Here is a 16,776-nt window from a genome sequence, read left to right as displayed (position 1 = left end):
CGCTCGGAGGCCATGGGCGACACCGCCCATTCGCAATCAAGGCAAGCGCTCCCGCGAGGGGGCGCTTGTTTTCTTTCCGCCCGCGCCTATCGTTCTGGGGAACCGGGGGCGGCGAAGCCCGTTCCCGATGTCTGATCGCTTGGAAGGGGACCCCCATGTCACGCAGTCTTGTCGCAGCCGCGCTGCTTCCGATCCTCGCGGCGCCGCTGGCCGCCGAGACCCTCGAGGCCGACGTCTGGGCCGACAACTGGTTCGAGATGCGCATCGACGGCCGCAAGGTGGCCGAGGACAGTGTGCCGATCACCACCGAACGCTCGTTCAAGGCCGAGAGCTTCACCTTCGATGCCGACCGCCCCTTCGTGATCGGCGTGATCGCCATGGACTACAAGGCCAATGACACCGGGCTGGAATATATCGGCACCGATCGCCAGCAGATGGGCGATGGCGGGCTGATCGTGCAGATCCGCGACGCCGAGGGCGATGTCGTTGCGGTCAGCGACGAGGGCTGGCAATGCCTGACCATTCACACCGCCCCGCTCGACACCGCCTGCGCGGACGAAGATGCACCTTTGGCCGGCAGCGAGGCCTGCGGGTTCAAGGTGGTGGAAGAGCCCGTGGGCTGGGATCACGTGGGCTTCGACGCTTCTGGCTGGCAGCCAGCCAGCACCTACTCCGAAGCGGAGGTGCGCCCGAAGGAGGGTTATGACGAGATCGACTGGGACGCCCGGGCCAAGCTGATCTGGGGGCCGGATCTGCAGCAGAGCAACACCGTGCTCTGTCGTCTCAGCGTCGAATAGATACGATTTTCGGCAACAGGTGACCTCGCGGCAGCCGGCAAGCGGCTTGGCTGCTTGACCCGCCCGACGTATTTTGCCAAAGTTGGCGGATATCACGAAACCGCAAATCCCTCCCGAGGGGTCTTGCGTTCGCGCCGTTCACCGAATATTCGGAAGTCTCCCGCGGGTTCGACCGATTCGAACCCGTGTCTGTTTCGTTCTGGACGTGAGGTGGCGACGACGCATTGAATTCATCGTAGTGACCCCCATATCCCGACTTCTTCAACACAGATGGTTCGCAGGCCCTTCTTGGCAAGCCCCCCTAAAGGGGAGTTTTCCAAGGCAGGGAAATCGAGATCGAGTGACGCGCGGTGGGACGTGCGCCGAGAATGGATCCGTTTCACGCCGTCACTGACGAGAATGCGCCGTTGCAGCCCCGGCACTGCGCGCGTTCAGGCAGAGAAAATCGAAAGGGCACTCCCCTCATGGCGCAAAGCTTCCTTGGCCAGAAACGTCTTCGCCGGTACTACGGCAAAATCCGTGAAGTCCTCGCAATGCCGAACCTCATCGAGGTTCAGAAATCCTCTTACGACCTGTTCCTGAAGTCCGGCGACCAGCTGACACCGATGGACGGCGAAGGCATCAAGGGTGTCTTCCAGTCGGTCTTCCCGATCAAGGATTTCAACGAGACCGCGGTTCTCGAATTCGTCGACTATGCGCTGGAAAAGCCGAAGTTCGACGTCGAGGAATGCCAGCAACGTGACCTGACCTACAGTGCCCCTCTGAAGGTGACGCTGCGGCTCATCGTGTTCGATATCGACGAGGACACCGGCGCCAAATCCGTCAAGGACATCAAGGAACAAGACGTCTACATGGGCGACATGCCCTTGATGACGCCGAACGGCACCTTCGTGGTCAACGGCACCGAGCGGGTGATCGTCAGCCAGATGCACCGGTCGCCCGGCGTGTTCTTCGACCATGACAAGGGCAAGACCCACTCCTCGGGCAAGCTGCTCTTTGCCTGCCGGATCATTCCCTATCGCGGCTCCTGGCTCGACTTCGAGTTCGACGCCAAAGACATCGTCTTCGCCCGGATCGACCGTCGCCGCAAGCTGCCGGTGACAACCCTGCTCTATGCGCTGGGTCTCGATCAAGAAGCGATCATGGACGCCTATTACGACACCGTGACCTATACCCTGCGCAAGGGTGAGGGCTGGGTGACGAAATTCTTCCCCGAGCGTGTGCGTGGCACCCGCCCGACCTATGACCTGGTCGACGCCGCCAGTGGCGAGATCATCGGCGAGGCCGGCAAGAAGGTCACGCCCCGCGCGGTCAAGAAGCTGATCGACGAGGGCAACGTCAAGGAACTGCTGCTGCCCTTCGAGCAGATCGTCGGCAAGTTCGCCGCCAAGGACATCATCAACGAAGAAAACGGCGCGATCTACGTCGAGGCCGGCGACGAGCTGACCTGGGAAGTCGACAAGGATGGCGACGTCACCGGCGGCACGCTGAAAGAGCTGGTCGACGCCGGTGTTACCGAGATTCCGGTGCTCGACATCGACAACATCAACGTCGGCGCCTACATGCGCAACACCATGGCGATGGACAAGAACATGGGTCGCGACACGGCGCTCATGGACATCTACCGCGTCATGCGTCCGGGCGAACCGCCCACCGTCGAGGCCGCCTCGGCGCTGTTCGAGACGCTGTTCTTTGACGGCGAGCGCTATGACCTCTCGGCCGTGGGCCGGGTCAAGATGAACATGCGCCTCGCGCTCGACAAGCCCGACACCCAGCGCACGCTGGACCGCGAAGACATCGTCGCCTGCATCAAGGCGCTGGTTGATCTGCGTGACGGTCGCGGCGACATCGACGACATCGACCACCTCGGCAACCGCCGGGTGCGTTCGGTCGGCGAGCTGATGGAAAACCAGTACCGCGTCGGCCTGCTCCGCATGGAGCGCGCGATCAAGGAACGCATGTCCTCGGTCGAGATCGACACGGTGATGCCGCAGGACCTGATCAACGCCAAGCCGGCCGCGGCCGCGGTGCGCGAATTCTTCGGCTCCTCGCAGCTGTCGCAGTTCATGGACCAGACCAACCCGCTGTCGGAAGTCACCCACAAACGCCGTCTTTCGGCGCTTGGCCCGGGTGGTCTGACCCGCGAACGTGCCGGCTTTGAGGTGCGCGACGTGCACCCGACCCACTACGGCCGGATGTGCCCGATTGAGACGCCGGAAGGCCCGAACATCGGTCTGATCAACTCGCTGGCGACCTTTGCCCGCGTCAACAAATACGGCTTCATCGAAACACCCTATCGGGTGGTCAAGGACGGCACCGTCACCGACGAAGTGCACTACATGTCCGCGACCGAGGAAATGCGTCACACGGTGGCGCAGGCCAACGCCAACCTCGACGAGAACATGAAGTTCGTCAACGATCTGGTCTCGACCCGGAAATCCGGCGACTACACGCTCTCGCCCAACGAGAACGTGGACCTGATCGACGTTTCGCCGAAGCAGCTGGTGTCAGTTGCGGCCTCGCTGATCCCGTTCCTGGAAAACGACGACGCCAACCGCGCTCTGATGGGCTCGAACATGCAACGTCAGGCGGTTCCCACCCTGCGCTCGGAAGCGCCGCTGGTCGGCACCGGCATCGAGGAAATCGTGGCGCGCGACTCCGGTGCGGCGGTGATGGCGCGCCGTGGCGGCATCATCGACCAGGTCGATGCCCAGCGGATCGTGATCCGGGCCACCGACAATCTGGAAGTGGGCGACCCCGGCGTCGACATCTACCGGATGCGCAAGTTCCAGCGGTCGAACCAGAACACCTGCATCAACCAGCGTCCGCTGGTGAAGGTGGGTGACACCGTGCAGCAGGGCGAAGTGATCGCCGACGGTCCCTCGACCGACATGGGCGAATTGGCCCTCGGCAAGAACGTGATCGTCGCCTTCATGCCGTGGAACGGCTACAACTATGAAGACTCGATCCTGATCTCCGAGCGCATTGCGCGCGACGACGTCTTTACCTCGGTGCACATCGAGGAATTCGAAGTCGCCGCCCGCGACACCAAGCTCGGGCCGGAAGAGATCACCCGCGACATTCCCAACGTCGGCGAGGAAGCCCTGCGCAACCTCGACGAGGCGGGCATCGTCTATATCGGTGCCGATGTGGAGCCGGGCGACATTCTCGTCGGCAAGATCACCCCGAAAGGCGAAAGCCCGATGACGCCGGAGGAGAAACTCCTGCGCGCCATCTTCGGCGAAAAAGCCTCTGACGTGCGCGATACCTCGCTGCGGGTGAAACCGGGCGACTTTGGCACGGTTGTGGAAGTGCGGGTGTTCAACCGTCACGGCGTCGAAAAGGACGAACGTGCACTGCAGATCGAGCGCGAGGAAATCGAGCGTCTGGCCCGTGACCGGGACGACGAGCTCGCCATTCTCGACCGCAACATCTATGCCCGCCTGAAGGACCTGATCTTCGGCAAGGTGGCGGTCAAGGGCCCGCGCGGCGTGCGTCCGAACTCCGAGATCACCCAGGATCTGCTCGACAGCCTGAGCCGCGGCCAATGGTGGCAGCTGGCGATCGAGGACGAGGAAGACGCCAAGATCGTCGAGGCGCTGAACGAGCAGTACGAGGCGCAGAAGCGCCAGCTCGACGCACGGTTCGAGGACAAGGTCGAGAAGGTCCGTCGCGGCGACGACCTGCCGCCGGGCGTGATGAAGATGGTCAAGGTCTTCATCGCGGTGAAGCGCAAGCTTCAGCCGGGCGACAAGATGGCGGGCCGTCACGGCAACAAGGGCGTGATCTCCCGCGTGGTGCCGATGGAGGACATGCCGTTCCTCGCCGATGGCACCCCGGTCGACTTCTGCCTCAACCCGCTGGGCGTTCCGTCGCGGATGAACGTCGGTCAGATCCTCGAGACCCACATGGGCTGGGCCGCGCGCGGTCTGGGCATCAAGGTCGACGATGCTCTGGGCGAGTACCGCCGCTCGGGCGACCTGACCCCGGTGCGCGACGCAATGCGGACCGCCTATGGCGACGAGGTCTATGAAGAGGGCCTGTCGGACATGGACGAGGCGCATCTGCTCGAGGCGGCAGGCAATGTCGCACGCGGCGTGCCGATCGCGACGCCGGTGTTTGACGGCGCCAAGGAGCTGGACGTCAACGATGCGCTGACCCGCGCGGGCTTTGACACCTCGGGGCAGTCGATCCTGTTCGACGGCCGCACCGGCGAGCAGTTCTCGCGTCCCGTCACCGTCGGCGTGAAGTACCTGCTCAAGCTGCACCACCTGGTGGACGACAAGATCCACGCGCGCTCGACCGGGCCCTACAGCCTCGTCACCCAGCAGCCGCTGGGTGGTAAGGCGCAGTTCGGTGGCCAGCGCTTCGGTGAGATGGAAGTCTGGGCGCTGGAAGCCTATGGCGCCGCCTACACCCTGCAGGAGATGCTGACCGTCAAGTCGGACGACGTGGCAGGCCGGACCAAGGTCTATGAATCGATCGTCAAGGGCGAGGACAACTTCGAGGCGGGCGTTCCCGAGAGCTTCAACGTGCTTGTCAAGGAAGTCCGCGGCCTCGGCCTGAACATGGAACTCCTGGATGCGGAGGAGGAAGACTGAAGGTGCGCCCCAAGGGCAGACCCCACGTAGGGTGCGCAGTCACTGCGCACCTCTCCTCCCCTGCACCCTCCCGTTTTGAGGAAGACAAATGAACCAGGAACTGACCAACAACCCGTTCAACCCCGTCGCCCCGGTCAAGACCTTCGACGAGATCAAGGTCTCTCTTGCCAGCCCCGAGCGCATCCTCTCGTGGTCCTACGGCGAGATCAAGAAGCCGGAAACCATCAACTACCGCACGTTCAAGCCCGAGCGTGACGGCCTGTTCTGCGCGCGTATCTTTGGCCCGATCAAGGATTACGAATGCCTCTGCGGCAAGTACAAGCGGATGAAGTACCGCGGCGTCGTCTGCGAGAAATGCGGCGTCGAAGTCACGCTGCAGAAGGTCCGCCGCGAGCGCATGGGCCACATCGAGCTGGCCGCGCCCTGCGCCCACATCTGGTTCCTCAAGTCGCTGCCCTCGCGCATCGGCCTGATGCTGGACATGACCCTGCGCGATCTTGAACGTGTGCTCTACTTCGAGAACTACGTGGTGATCGAACCGGGCCTCACCGACCTCACCTACGGCCAGATGATGACCGAAGAAGAGTTCATGGACGCCCAGGACGCCTATGGCATGGACGCCTTCACTGCCAATATCGGCGCTGAAGCGATCCGCGAGATGCTGGCTGCGATCGACCTCGAGTCCGAGGCCGAGACCCTGCGCGCCGATCTGAAAGAGGCGACAGGCGAGCTGAAGCCGAAGAAGATCATCAAGCGTCTGAAAGTGGTCGAGTCCTTCCTCGAATCCGGCAACCGCCCGGAGTGGATGGTCATGACCGTGATCCCGGTCATCCCGCCCGAGCTGCGCCCGCTGGTGCCGCTGGACGGTGGCCGCTTTGCGACCTCGGATCTCAACGACCTCTACCGCCGGGTGATCAACCGGAACAACCGCCTCAAGCGGCTGATCGAACTGCGCGCGCCCGACATCATCGTCCGCAACGAAAAGCGGATGCTGCAAGAGTCCGTCGATGCGCTGTTCGACAACGGCCGTCGCGGTCGGGTGATCACCGGCGCCAACAAGCGTCCGCTGAAATCGCTCTCGGACATGCTCAAGGGCAAGCAGGGCCGCTTCCGTCAGAACCTTCTGGGCAAGCGGGTCGACTTCTCCGGCCGTTCGGTCATCGTGACCGGCCCCGAGCTGAAGCTCCACCAGTGCGGTCTCCCGAAGAAGATGGCGCTCGAGCTGTTCAAGCCGTTCATCTACTCGCGGCTTGAGGCCAAGGGCCTGTCGTCGACCGTCAAGCAGGCCAAGAAGCTGGTCGAAAAGGAACGTCCCGAGGTCTGGGACATCCTCGACGAGGTGATCCGCGAGCACCCGGTGCTCTTGAACCGCGCGCCGACACTGCACCGTCTGGGCATCCAGGCCTTCGAACCCACGCTGATCGAAGGCAAGGCGATCCAGCTGCACCCGCTGGTCTGCTCGGCCTTCAACGCCGACTTCGACGGGGACCAGATGGCGGTTCACGTGCCGCTCTCGCTGGAAGCCCAGCTCGAAGCGCGCGTGCTGATGATGTCGACCAACAACGTCCTGTCGCCTGCCAACGGCGCGCCGATCATCGTTCCGTCGCAGGATATGATCCTCGGGCTCTACTACCTCACCATCCAGCGCGATGGCATGAAGGGCGAGGGCATGGCCTTCTCCTCGATCGAGGAAGTCGAGCACGCGCTCGGCGCCGGTGAAGTGCACCTGCACGCCAAGATCACCGCGCGGGTCAAGCAGATCGACGATGAGGGCCAAGAGGTCATGAAGCGCTACGAGACCACCCCGGGCCGTCTGCGCCTCGGCGGTCTGCTGCCGCTGAATGCCAAGGCACCGTTCGATCTGGTCAACCAGCTCCTGCGGAAGAAGGACGTGCAGCGCGTCATCGACACCGTCTACCGCTATTGCGGTCAGAAGGAGAGCGTCATCTTCTGTGACCAGATCATGTCGATGGGCTTCAAGGAAGCCTTCAAGGCCGGCATTTCCTTCGGCAAGGACGACATGGTCATCCCCGACACCAAATGGCCGATCGTCGAAGAGACCCGCGAACAGGTGAAGGATTTCGAGCAGCAGTACATGGACGGTCTGATCACCCAGGGTGAGAAGTACAACAAGGTCGTCGATGCCTGGTCGAAGTGTAACGACAAGGTCACCGAAGCGATGATGTCGACCATCTCGGCCGAACGTCACGCCGAGGATGGCTCGGTCATGGAGCCGAACTCGGTCTACATGATGGCGCACTCCGGTGCGCGGGGCTCGGTCACGCAGATGAAGCAGCTGGGCGGGATGCGCGGCCTGATGGCGAAGCCGAACGGCGACATCATCGAGACCCCGATCATCTCGAACTTCAAGGAAGGTCTGACCGTTCTTGAATACTTCAACTCGACCCACGGCGCGCGGAAAGGTCTGTCGGACACCGCTCTGAAGACGGCGAACTCGGGCTACCTGACCCGTCGCCTGGTGGACGTGGCGCAGGATTGCATCGTGCGCATGCACGACTGCGAGACCGACCGGGCGATCACCGCGGAAGCGGCGGTCAACGACGGCGAGATCGTCTCGTCGCTGGGCGAACGCATCCTCGGCCGTGTCTCGGCCGACGACGTGCTTCAACCGGGCACCGAAGAGGTGATCTGCAAGGCCGGTACGCTGATCGACGAGCGCATGGCCGACACCATCGAGGCCTCCGGCGTGGCCAAGATGCGCATCCGCAGCCCGCTGACCTGCGAGGCCGAAGAGGGCGTCTGTGCCATGTGCTATGGCCGTGACCTGGCGCGCGGCACCATGGTCAACTCCGGCGAGGCGGTGGGCATCATCGCGGCGCAGTCGATCGGTGAACCTGGCACCCAGCTGACGATGCGGACCTTCCACATCGGCGGCGTGGCCCAGGGTGGTCAGCAGTCCTTCCAGGAGGCCGGCACCGAGGGTGTGGTCACCTATGAGGGCGCCAACACGCTGGAGAACGCCGTTGGCGAGACCCTGGTGATGGGCCGGAACATGAAGCTGGTGATCCAGGACGAGCACGGCGTCGAACGGGCCAGCTTTAAGCTGGGCTACGGCACCAAGCTCTTCGTCAAGGAAGGCGCGAAAGTGGGCCGGGGCGACAAGCTCTATGAGTGGGACCCCTATACCCTGCCGATCATCGCCGAAAAGGACGGGACAGCGCGTCACGTCGACCTGGTGAACGGTGTCGCCGTCCGCGAGGAGACCGACGATGCCACCGGCATGACCCAGAAGATCGTCGCCGACTGGCGCGCGGCTCCGAAGGGCAACGAGCTCAAGCCCGAGATCATCCTGATCGACGGCGACGGCGAGCCGGTGCGCAACGAGGCGGGCAACCCGATCACCTATCCGATGTCGGTCGACGCCATCCTGTCGGTCGAAGACGGGCAGGACGTGAAGGCCGGTGACGTGGTGGCGCGCATCCCGCGCGAAGGGGCGAAGACCAAGGACATCACCGGTGGTCTGCCGCGTGTGGCCGAGCTCTTCGAGGCGCGGCGTCCCAAGGATCACGCGATCATCGCCGAGATCGACGGCTATGTGCGCTTTGGCAAAGACTACAAGAACAAGCGCCGCATCGCCATCGAGCCTGCCGACGACAGCCTGGAGCCGGTCGAGTACATGGTGCCCAAGGGCAAGCACATTCCGGTTCAGGAAGGTGACTATGTCCAGAAGGGCGACTACATCATGGACGGCAACCCGGCGCCGCATGACATCCTCGCCATCATGGGGATCGAGGCGCTGGCCAACTACATGATCGACGAGGTTCAGGACGTCTATCGTCTGCAGGGCGTGAAGATCAACGACAAGCATGTCGAAGTGATCGTGCGCCAGATGCTGCAGAAGTGGGAGATCCAGGACTCGGGCGACACCACGCTGCTCAAGGGCGAACACGTGGACAAGGCCGAATTCGACGCCGCCAACGAAAAGGCGCTGTCGAAAGGCGGGCGCGAGGCGACCGGCGAGCCGATCCTTCTGGGGATCACCAAGGCCTCGCTGCAGACCCGGTCGTTCATCTCGGCGGCCTCGTTCCAGGAGACCACCCGGGTTCTCACCGAAGCGTCGGTGCAGGGCAAGAAGGACAAGCTGGTCGGCCTGAAGGAGAACGTCATCGTCGGCCGGTTGATCCCGGCAGGCACCGGTGGCGCGACCCAGCAGATGCGGCGCGTGGCCCAGGATCGGGACAACGTGGTGATCGAGGCACGCCGCGAGGAAGCGGAAGCCGCGGCCGCGCTGGCGGCACCGTCGGACGACATGATGGCGGGCGATGCCTTTGCCCAGCCGGTGATGGACGAAGACAGCCGCGACTGATTGCCGGTCGCTGACAGCATTTGCCCCGTCCGGTTCCGCCGGGCGGGGTTTTTACATTGTGCGCCTGCGGCGCGCAGTGTTCTGGTTCTGCCGGGAGAGCTTGCACGATCTGGCCCGAGCGGCGCGCTCCGGGCCGGCGGGGGCCTCCGGCGGGAGGTTTTTCCGGCAAGATGAAGGTGGGAGCGATGCAGGACAACACGCGCGGGGCGCTCTTGATGATGGGCTCGATGGCCGGGTTCACCTTTAACGACACCTTCGTCAAGCTGACCGCCGGCGAGGTGCCGCTGTTTCAGCTTGTCTTCCTGCGAGGGGTAATCGCCAGCCTGTTCCTGTTCCTGCTGGCCCGCCATCTCGGCGCGCTGCGGCTGGACCTGTCGCGGCGCGACTGGCTGCTGGTCGGCGTCCGCTCGCTGACCGAGGTGGGGGCGACGGTGTTCTTCCTTTCGGCGTTGTTCCGGATGCCGCTGGCCAATGTCACCGCGATCCTGCAGATCCTGCCGCTCAGCGTGGCGCTCGGGGCGGCGCTGTTTTTGCGCGAGCCGGTGGGCTGGCGTCGCTGGATCGCGATTGCCGTGGGCTTTGGCGGCATGTTGCTGATCGTGCGGCCCGGACCGGAGGGGTTTTCCGACGCGACGCTGTTCGCGCTGGTGGCGGTGGTCTGTTCCACCCTGCGCGACCTGGCGACACGGTCGATGTCGGTCAAGGTGCCGTCGCTCTTGGTGTCCTTCGCAGGCGCGCTGTCGGTCATGGTTTTCGCCGGGCTGGCGAGCCTGCCGGGGGGCTGGCAGCCGATCGCGCCGCAGAACGCGGCGTTCATCGTGATCGCCTCGGTGTTCATCCTCGGGGCCTATCTGTGCTCGGTGATGGTGATGCGGGTGGGCGAGGTCAGCTTTACCGCGCCGTTCCGCTATACCGGTCTGATCTGGGCGCTGATCCTGGGCTACCTGGTCTGGGGCGACTTTCCGCAGCCGCTGACGCTGCTGGGGGCGTTCATCGTGGTGGCGACGGGGGTCTTTAGCCTATGGCGCGAGTCGCGGCGTTCCGGCAAAGATCGCGCGTACCCGGTCAGATGAGATTGCAAAGTCCTGGTCGAAGGCCTGTTCGCCCGCGGCGTCGAGCCGCCGGAGTTTGACCTTGGTGACCTTTTCGCCCTGCCGGCTGTCGTTGTGGTCGTTGTGGCCGCGCACGAACATCGGCTCATGGGTGAAGGTCACCGTCGGCATGAAGCGGTTGAGCCGGTTGTGGCCGAAATTCATGATCGTGTGGCGCGCCCAGGGTTTCACCGCCATGGCCAGCGCCACGCCCCAGTAGGGGGTCACGGTCTCCTGCGCCAGCAGGCCGCCGCTGTCCGGCCGGGCGATGTAGCCGCGGTTGAAGTCGAAGCCCACCAGCCGGTGGTCGCGCAGCAGCCCGGGGCAGTCGGCCGCCGCCTCGCGCAGGCGCTGCACGAAGGTGACGCCGACTGCGTCGTCATCGTCATGGCGGAACTGCAGGCAGGGGTGGCCCAGGTCGGCGCGGGCGTCGTTGAGGATCTCGGCCATGACCGGGCGGTGTTCGCGCGGAGGCTGGGCCACGATGCGGGCCTGCGGGAAATCGGCCACCAGGTCGTGCAGCCGGTCGAGATGGGGCTGCGGCAGCTGGTCGCCGATGACGATCAGGAAGGTGAAATCGCCATCGGTCTGCGCCTTGAGGCCGGGCAGGGTGATCGCCTCGAAATGCCGGAACCGCTCCTCCATCCGCTCGGCTCCGTAGAGATAGGCGATGCGGTCCTCGACGCTGTCGTGCTCGACCTGGAAGCCGCCGAGCGCGGGGTAGGAAAACCGACACAAACCAATGACCTGCACTGCTTTTTCTCCGCCTGGGGATGTGCTAACCGTTGCCGCAGACTTGCATTGCCGCAGCGGGCTTGGCAAGCGGCACGCGCCCCCCGGGGCGGGCTGTTGACAAGCCCCGCGACTCCCCCTATACGCCACCCTCATCTCGGCTTCGGGTCCGTCCCGCGTGCCGACATCATATTACAGTGGTCAAGATCCGGGCAGTTAGCGCTCCGATCCTCTGATAACCAACCGCGTCGCAGACCTCGGAATGGCTGTGATCGCGGGTTTTGCGCTTGTTACCGTCCCGCAAGGGGCGCGGGCGCGGGAATGGAAGACAACCGCATGGGGGTGCCCTCATGCACCCTGAACGAGAGCGAAAGCGGAGACGATACCTCTATGCCAACGATCCAACAGCTGATCCGCAAGCCGCGGCAGCCGAAAGTCAAACGGTCCAAGTCGCAGCACCTGGAACAATGCCCGCAGAAGCGCGGCGTCTGCACCCGTGTCTATACCACCACCCCGAAGAAGCCGAACTCGGCGATGCGGAAAGTGGCCAAGGTGCGCCTGACCAACGGTTACGAAGTGATCAGCTATATCCCCGGTGAAAGCCACAACCTGCAGGAGCACTCGGTGGTTCTGATCCGCGGCGGTCGTGTCAAAGACCTTCCCGGTGTGCGTTACCACATCCTTCGCGGTGTTCTGGATACCCAGGGCGTCAAAGATCGTAAGCAACGCCGCTCGAAATACGGCGCGAAGCGTCCTAAGTAAGGGAAACAGGATATGTCACGTCGTCACGCTGCTGAAAAACGCGAAGTCCTGCCCGACGCCAAATATGGCGACCGGGTTCTGACCAAATTCATGAACAACCTGATGATCGACGGCAAGAAGTCGGTCGCGGAGAAAATCGTCTACAATGCGCTCGACCGCATTGAAGGCAAGGTCAAGCGCGCCCCGGTGGAACTGTTCCACGAAGCGCTCGACAACATCAAACCCTCGGTCGAGGTCCGCTCGCGCCGCGTGGGTGGTGCCACCTACCAGGTGCCGGTCGAAGTGCGCCCCGAGCGCCGCGAGGCGCTGGCGATCCGCTGGCTGATCAACGCCAGCCGCGCCCGCAACGAGAACACAATGGAAGAACGCCTCGCAGGCGAGCTGCTGGATGCTGTCAATTCCCGCGGTTCCGCTGTTAAGAAGCGCGAAGACACCCACAAGATGGCCGACGCGAACAAAGCGTTCAGCCATTACCGCTGGTAAATTCAGAGGCTTTATCCAATGGCACGCGATTATCCGCTAGACCGCTACCGCAACTTCGGCATCATGGCCCATATCGACGCAGGCAAGACCACCTGCTCGGAACGGATCCTGTTCTACACCGGCAAATCCCACAACATCGGTGAGGTGCATGATGGCGCCGCCACCATGGACTGGATGGAGCAGGAGCAGGAACGCGGGATCACCATCACCTCGGCTGCGACGACCACCTTCTGGGAGCGCACCGAAGACGGTCAGACCCCCGACAGCCCGAAGCACCGCCTGAACATCATCGACACCCCCGGCCACGTCGACTTCACCATCGAAGTCGAACGTTCGCTGGCGGTTCTCGACGGGGCCGTCTGCGTGCTCGACGCCAACGCCGGTGTCGAACCCCAGACCGAAACCGTGTGGCGTCAGGCTGACCGCTACAAGGTTCCGCGCATCGTCTTTGTCAACAAGATGGACAAGATCGGCGCCGACTTCTTCAACTGTGTCGAGATGATCGAAGACCGCACCGGCGCCCGCGCCGTGCCCGTCGCCATCCCGATCGGCGCCGAGACCGAGCTCGAGGGTCTGATCGACCTCGTCACCATGAAGGAATGGGTCTGGCGTGGCGAAGATCTGGGCGCGTCCTGGGTTCAGGAAGACATTCGTGACAGCCTGAAAGACATGGCTGACGAATGGCGCGGCAAGATGATCGAAGCGGCCGTCGAGATGGACGACGACGCGATGGAAAACTACCTGATGGACGGTGCCGAGCCTGACGTTGCCACCCTGCGCAGCCTGCTGCGCAAGGGCACGCTCTCGCTCTCCTTCGTGCCGGTCCTGGGTGGTTCCGCGTTCAAGAACAAGGGCGTCCAGCCGCTGCTCAACGCCGTGATCGACTACCTGCCCAGCCCGCTGGACGTGGTCGACTACATGGGCTTCAAACCCGGCGACGAGACCGAGACCCGCAGCATCCCGCGCCGCGCGGATGACGACATGGCGTTCTCGGGTCTGGCGTTCAAGATCATGAACGACCCGTTTGTCGGCTCGCTGACCTTCGTGCGGATCTACTCGGGCAAGCTCGTCAAGGGCGACTCGATGCTGAACTCGACAAAAGGCAACACCGAGCGTGTCGGCCGGATGATGATGATGCACTCGAACAACCGCGACGAGATCACCGAAGCCTGGGCGGGTGACATCATCGCGCTTGGCGGTCTGAAGAACACCACGACCGGTGACACCCTGTGTGACAAGTCCGATCCGGTGGTTCTGGAAACCATGACCTTCCCCGATCCGGTGATCGAGATTGCCGTGGAACCCAAGACCAAGGGCGACCAGGAGAAGATGTCGGCCGGCCTCGCACGGCTGGCGGCAGAAGATCCGTCGTTCCGCGTCGAGACCGACATCGAGAGCGGTCAGACCATCATGAAGGGGATGGGGGAACTTCACCTCGACATCCTCGTCGATCGTCTGAAGCGCGAGTTCAAGGTCGAAGCCAACATCGGTGCACCGCAGGTGGCCTACCGCGAGACCATCTCGCGCGAGGTCGAGCACACCTACACCCACAAGAAACAGTCGGGTGGTTCGGGTCAGTTCGCCGAGGTCAAGCTGGTCATCACCCCAACGGAGCCGGGCGAAGGCTATTCCTTCGAGTCGAAGATCGTTGGTGGTGCGGTTCCCAAGGAATACATCCCGGGTGTCGAGAAAGGCATCAAGTCGGTCATGGACTCCGGTCCGCTGGCAGGCTTCCCGGTGATCGACTTCAAGGTGGCCCTGATCGACGGCAAGTTCCACGACGTGGACTCCAGCGTTCTGGCCTTCGAGATCGCAGCCCGCATGGGCATGCGCGAAGGCATGAAGAAGGCCGGCGCCAAGCTCTTGGAACCGATCATGAAGGTCGAAGTGGTGACGCCCGAGGACTACACCGGCAACATCATCGGCGACCTGACCTCGCGTCGGGGCCAGGTGACCGGCCAGGAGCCGCGCGGCAATGCCGTGGCGATCAACGCCATGGTGCCACTGGCCAACATGTTCGGCTACATCAACACCCTGCGCTCGATGTCGAGCGGCCGGGCACAATTCACGATGCAGTTCGACCATTACGATCCGGTGCCGCAGAACATCTCGGACGAGATCCAGTCGAAATACGCATAACGAGCGGTGCGCCGTAACGGCGCACCCTACATCCCCCCCGTAGGGTGCGCATTGATGCGCACCGCAAGACCAAATCAAGGAGCCACGACCATGGCAAAGGAAAAGTTTGCGCGTAACAAACCGCATTGCAACATTGGCACCATCGGCCATGTTGACCACGGCAAGACGACGCTGACCGCGGCGATCACCAAGTATTTCGGTGACTTCAAGGCCTACGACCAGATCGACGGCGCGCCGGAAGAGAAAGCCCGCGGCATCACCATCTCGACCGCCCACGTGGAATACGAGACCGAGGCACGTCACTATGCCCACGTCGACTGCCCCGGCCACGCCGACTACGTCAAGAACATGATCACCGGTGCCGCCCAGATGGACGGCGCGATCCTCGTCGTGAACGCCGCCGACGGCCCGATGCCCCAGACCCGCGAGCACATCCTGCTCGGCCGTCAGGTCGGCATTCCCTCGATGGTGGTCTTCCTCAACAAGGTCGACCAGGTCGATGACGAAGAGCTGCTCGAGCTGGTGGAAATGGAAGTCCGCGAGCTGCTGACCGAATACGACTACCCGGGCGACGACATCCCGATCATCGCAGGCTCGGCCCTCGCCGCTCTGGAAGGTCGTGACGAGGCGATCGGCGAAGAGAAGATCAAGGAACTGATGGCGGCCGTGGACGAGTACATCCCGCAGCCGGCGCGTGCGGTCGATCAGGACTTCCTGATGCCGATCGAGGACGTGTTCTCGATCTCCGGCCGCGGCACCGTCGTGACCGGCCGTGTCGAGCGTGGCGTGATCAACGTTGGCGACGAGATCGAGATCGTCGGCATCCGCGACACCAAGAAGACCACCTGCACCGGTGTTGAGATGTTCCGCAAGCTGCTCGATCGCGGTGAAGCCGGCGACAACATCGGCGCGCTGCTGCGCGGTGTCGACCGTGAGGGCGTCGAGCGCGGCCAGGTTCTCTGCAAGCCGGGTTCGGTCAAGCCGCACACCAAGTTCGAGGCGGAAAGCTACATCCTGACCAAGGACGAAGGTGGCCGTCACACGCCGTTCTTCGCCAACTACCGCCCGCAGTTCTACTTCCGGACCACCGACGTGACCGGCACCGTGGAACTGCCCTCGGGCACCGAGATGGTGATGCCGGGCGACAACCTGAAGTTCACCGTGGAGCTGATCGCCCCGATCGCGATGGAAGAAGGCCTGCGCTTCGCCATCCGTGAAGGCGGCCGCACCGTGGGATCGGGCGTCGTCTCGAAGATCATCGAGTGATCTGAGCCGCCGTCCCGGAGGTGATCCGGGACGGCCGCGACAGACAGAAAAGGGCCGGTCTTTCGACTGGCCCTTTTTTCGTGCGCCGCTGCCGGAGCGCCGCGCCGGTGAACTCCGGTGGGGGGGAGGCCCCGGCGCGGCGGCCGGGCTGCGGAGACGACTGCGGCTGACGTCTGCGGGCCTGTCCCGGCCTGGCGGTGCGGCCTTCTACCGCGCCCCTGGTCAGCAAGACAGGGTGAGGCCACAGCGCGAGGCCGGGGCGGGCGAGGCTGGGTGATCCACGTCCCGGGCTTGACCCGGGACCTCGCCCGGGGCGGTGTATCCCCTCCGCAGGCGCTCCGATCGGCCGCAGGAGGCCCCGGCGCAGGGGCCGGGACGGGTGGGTAGCCACACGTCCCGGACTTGACCCGGGACCGTGAGGGGAGAGGTTCGGTGCCCCGTGTCCCGGGCTTGACCCGGCAACCGTAATCGGTCACCGCGTGTCAGACGGCTTTCGGGTCGAAGGGTTTGCCCGTTCGCAGCATCGCGTTGAGGATCGTTAGAAGCTTGCGGGCGACCGCGATGATGGCCTGTTTCGC

Annotated in this window: 9 protein-coding genes; 8 read left to right on the top strand and 1 reads right to left on the bottom strand. The window is 63.7% G+C overall.

Features of this window, described 5'->3' with window-relative positions; genetic code table 11:
* Positions 1-155 precede the first annotated feature (155 nt).
* The 4 genes from VOI27_RS18940 (at position 156) to VOI27_RS18925 (ending at position 10,798) form a co-directional block, all read left to right on the top strand.
* Positions 156-797, top strand: coding sequence for a PEBP family protein (locus VOI27_RS18940; protein ID WP_323767433.1), 642 nt, complete (start codon positions 156-158; stop codon positions 795-797).
* Positions 798-1,261: 464 nt separating this feature from the next.
* Entirely contained in the window at positions 1,262-5,398 is a 4,137-nt protein-coding gene (rpoB, locus tag VOI27_RS18935) for a DNA-directed RNA polymerase subunit beta (RefSeq protein ID WP_323767431.1), read from the top strand.
* An 88-nt stretch (positions 5,399-5,486) separates the two neighbouring features.
* The gene (gene rpoC / locus VOI27_RS18930; RefSeq protein WP_323767429.1) at positions 5,487-9,725 is read left to right on the top strand and encodes a DNA-directed RNA polymerase subunit beta'; all 4,239 of its coding nucleotides are present in this window, start codon (positions 5,487-5,489) and stop codon (positions 9,723-9,725) included.
* 185 nt (positions 9,726-9,910) lie between these two features.
* Entirely contained in the window at positions 9,911-10,798 is an 888-nt protein-coding gene (locus VOI27_RS18925; protein ID WP_323767427.1) for a DMT family transporter, read from the top strand.
* On the opposite strand, the gene VOI27_RS18920 is transcribed toward VOI27_RS18925, so the two are convergent.
* The gene (locus tag VOI27_RS18920; protein WP_323767425.1) at positions 10,745-11,569 is read right to left on the bottom strand and encodes a putative rhamnosyl transferase; all 825 of its coding nucleotides are present in this window, start codon (positions 11,567-11,569) and stop codon (positions 10,745-10,747) included. The two genes, VOI27_RS18925 and VOI27_RS18920, sit on opposite strands and share 54 nt — an antisense overlap.
* 369 nt (positions 11,570-11,938) lie before the next feature.
* Between VOI27_RS18920 and rpsL the strand changes: the two genes are divergently transcribed.
* From rpsL to tuf, 4 genes are all read left to right on the top strand, one after another.
* Positions 11,939-12,310 carry a 30S ribosomal protein S12 gene (gene rpsL / locus VOI27_RS18915; protein WP_005862801.1) on the top strand — a complete coding sequence of 124 codons (372 nt, stop codon included), beginning with the start codon at positions 11,939-11,941 and terminating at the stop codon, positions 12,308-12,310.
* 12 nt (positions 12,311-12,322) lie between these two features.
* Positions 12,323-12,793: a 30S ribosomal protein S7 gene (gene rpsG, locus VOI27_RS18910; RefSeq protein ID WP_048532943.1), complete on the top strand. Its 471-nt coding sequence runs from the start codon at positions 12,323-12,325 to the stop codon at positions 12,791-12,793.
* A gap of 18 nt (positions 12,794-12,811) precedes the next feature.
* Positions 12,812-14,932 (top strand): elongation factor G, encoded by a 2,121-nt coding sequence (gene fusA, locus VOI27_RS18905; protein WP_323767423.1) that lies wholly within the window; start codon positions 12,812-12,814, stop codon positions 14,930-14,932.
* Between the two features lie 90 nt (positions 14,933-15,022).
* On the top strand, positions 15,023-16,198 hold the full coding sequence (tuf, locus tag VOI27_RS18900; RefSeq protein ID WP_323767421.1) for an elongation factor Tu: 1,176 nt from the start codon (positions 15,023-15,025) through the stop codon (positions 16,196-16,198).
* The last annotated feature ends 578 nt before the right edge of the window (positions 16,199-16,776 follow it).

The sequence above is a fragment of the Marinovum sp. genome (assembly GCF_034669705.1).
In the GTDB taxonomy this organism is placed as follows: Bacteria; Pseudomonadota; Alphaproteobacteria; order Rhodobacterales; family Rhodobacteraceae; genus Marinovum.
The sequence above is the reverse complement of the archived record's forward strand: the minus strand, read 5'-3'. Positions and strand labels throughout refer to the sequence as shown.

What these genes read in the sequence shown, in the direction of transcription:
- rpoC (WP_323767429.1), top strand. Translation starts at nt 5,487, where the DNA reads ATGAACCAGGAACTGACCAACAACCCGTTCAACCCCGTCGCCCCGGTC.
- VOI27_RS18925 (WP_323767427.1), top strand. Translation starts at nt 9,911, where the DNA reads ATGCAGGACAACACGCGCGGGGCGCTCTTGATGATGGGCTCGATGGCC.
- tuf (WP_323767421.1), top strand. Translation starts at nt 15,023, where the DNA reads ATGGCAAAGGAAAAGTTTGCGCGTAACAAACCGCATTGCAACATTGGC.
- rpsL (WP_005862801.1), top strand. Translation starts at nt 11,939, where the DNA reads ATGCCAACGATCCAACAGCTGATCCGCAAGCCGCGGCAGCCGAAAGTC.
- rpsG (WP_048532943.1), top strand. Translation starts at nt 12,323, where the DNA reads ATGTCACGTCGTCACGCTGCTGAAAAACGCGAAGTCCTGCCCGACGCC.
- VOI27_RS18940 (WP_323767433.1), top strand. Translation starts at nt 156, where the DNA reads ATGTCACGCAGTCTTGTCGCAGCCGCGCTGCTTCCGATCCTCGCGGCG.
- fusA (WP_323767423.1), top strand. Translation starts at nt 12,812, where the DNA reads ATGGCACGCGATTATCCGCTAGACCGCTACCGCAACTTCGGCATCATG.
- rpoB (WP_323767431.1), top strand. Translation starts at nt 1,262, where the DNA reads ATGGCGCAAAGCTTCCTTGGCCAGAAACGTCTTCGCCGGTACTACGGC.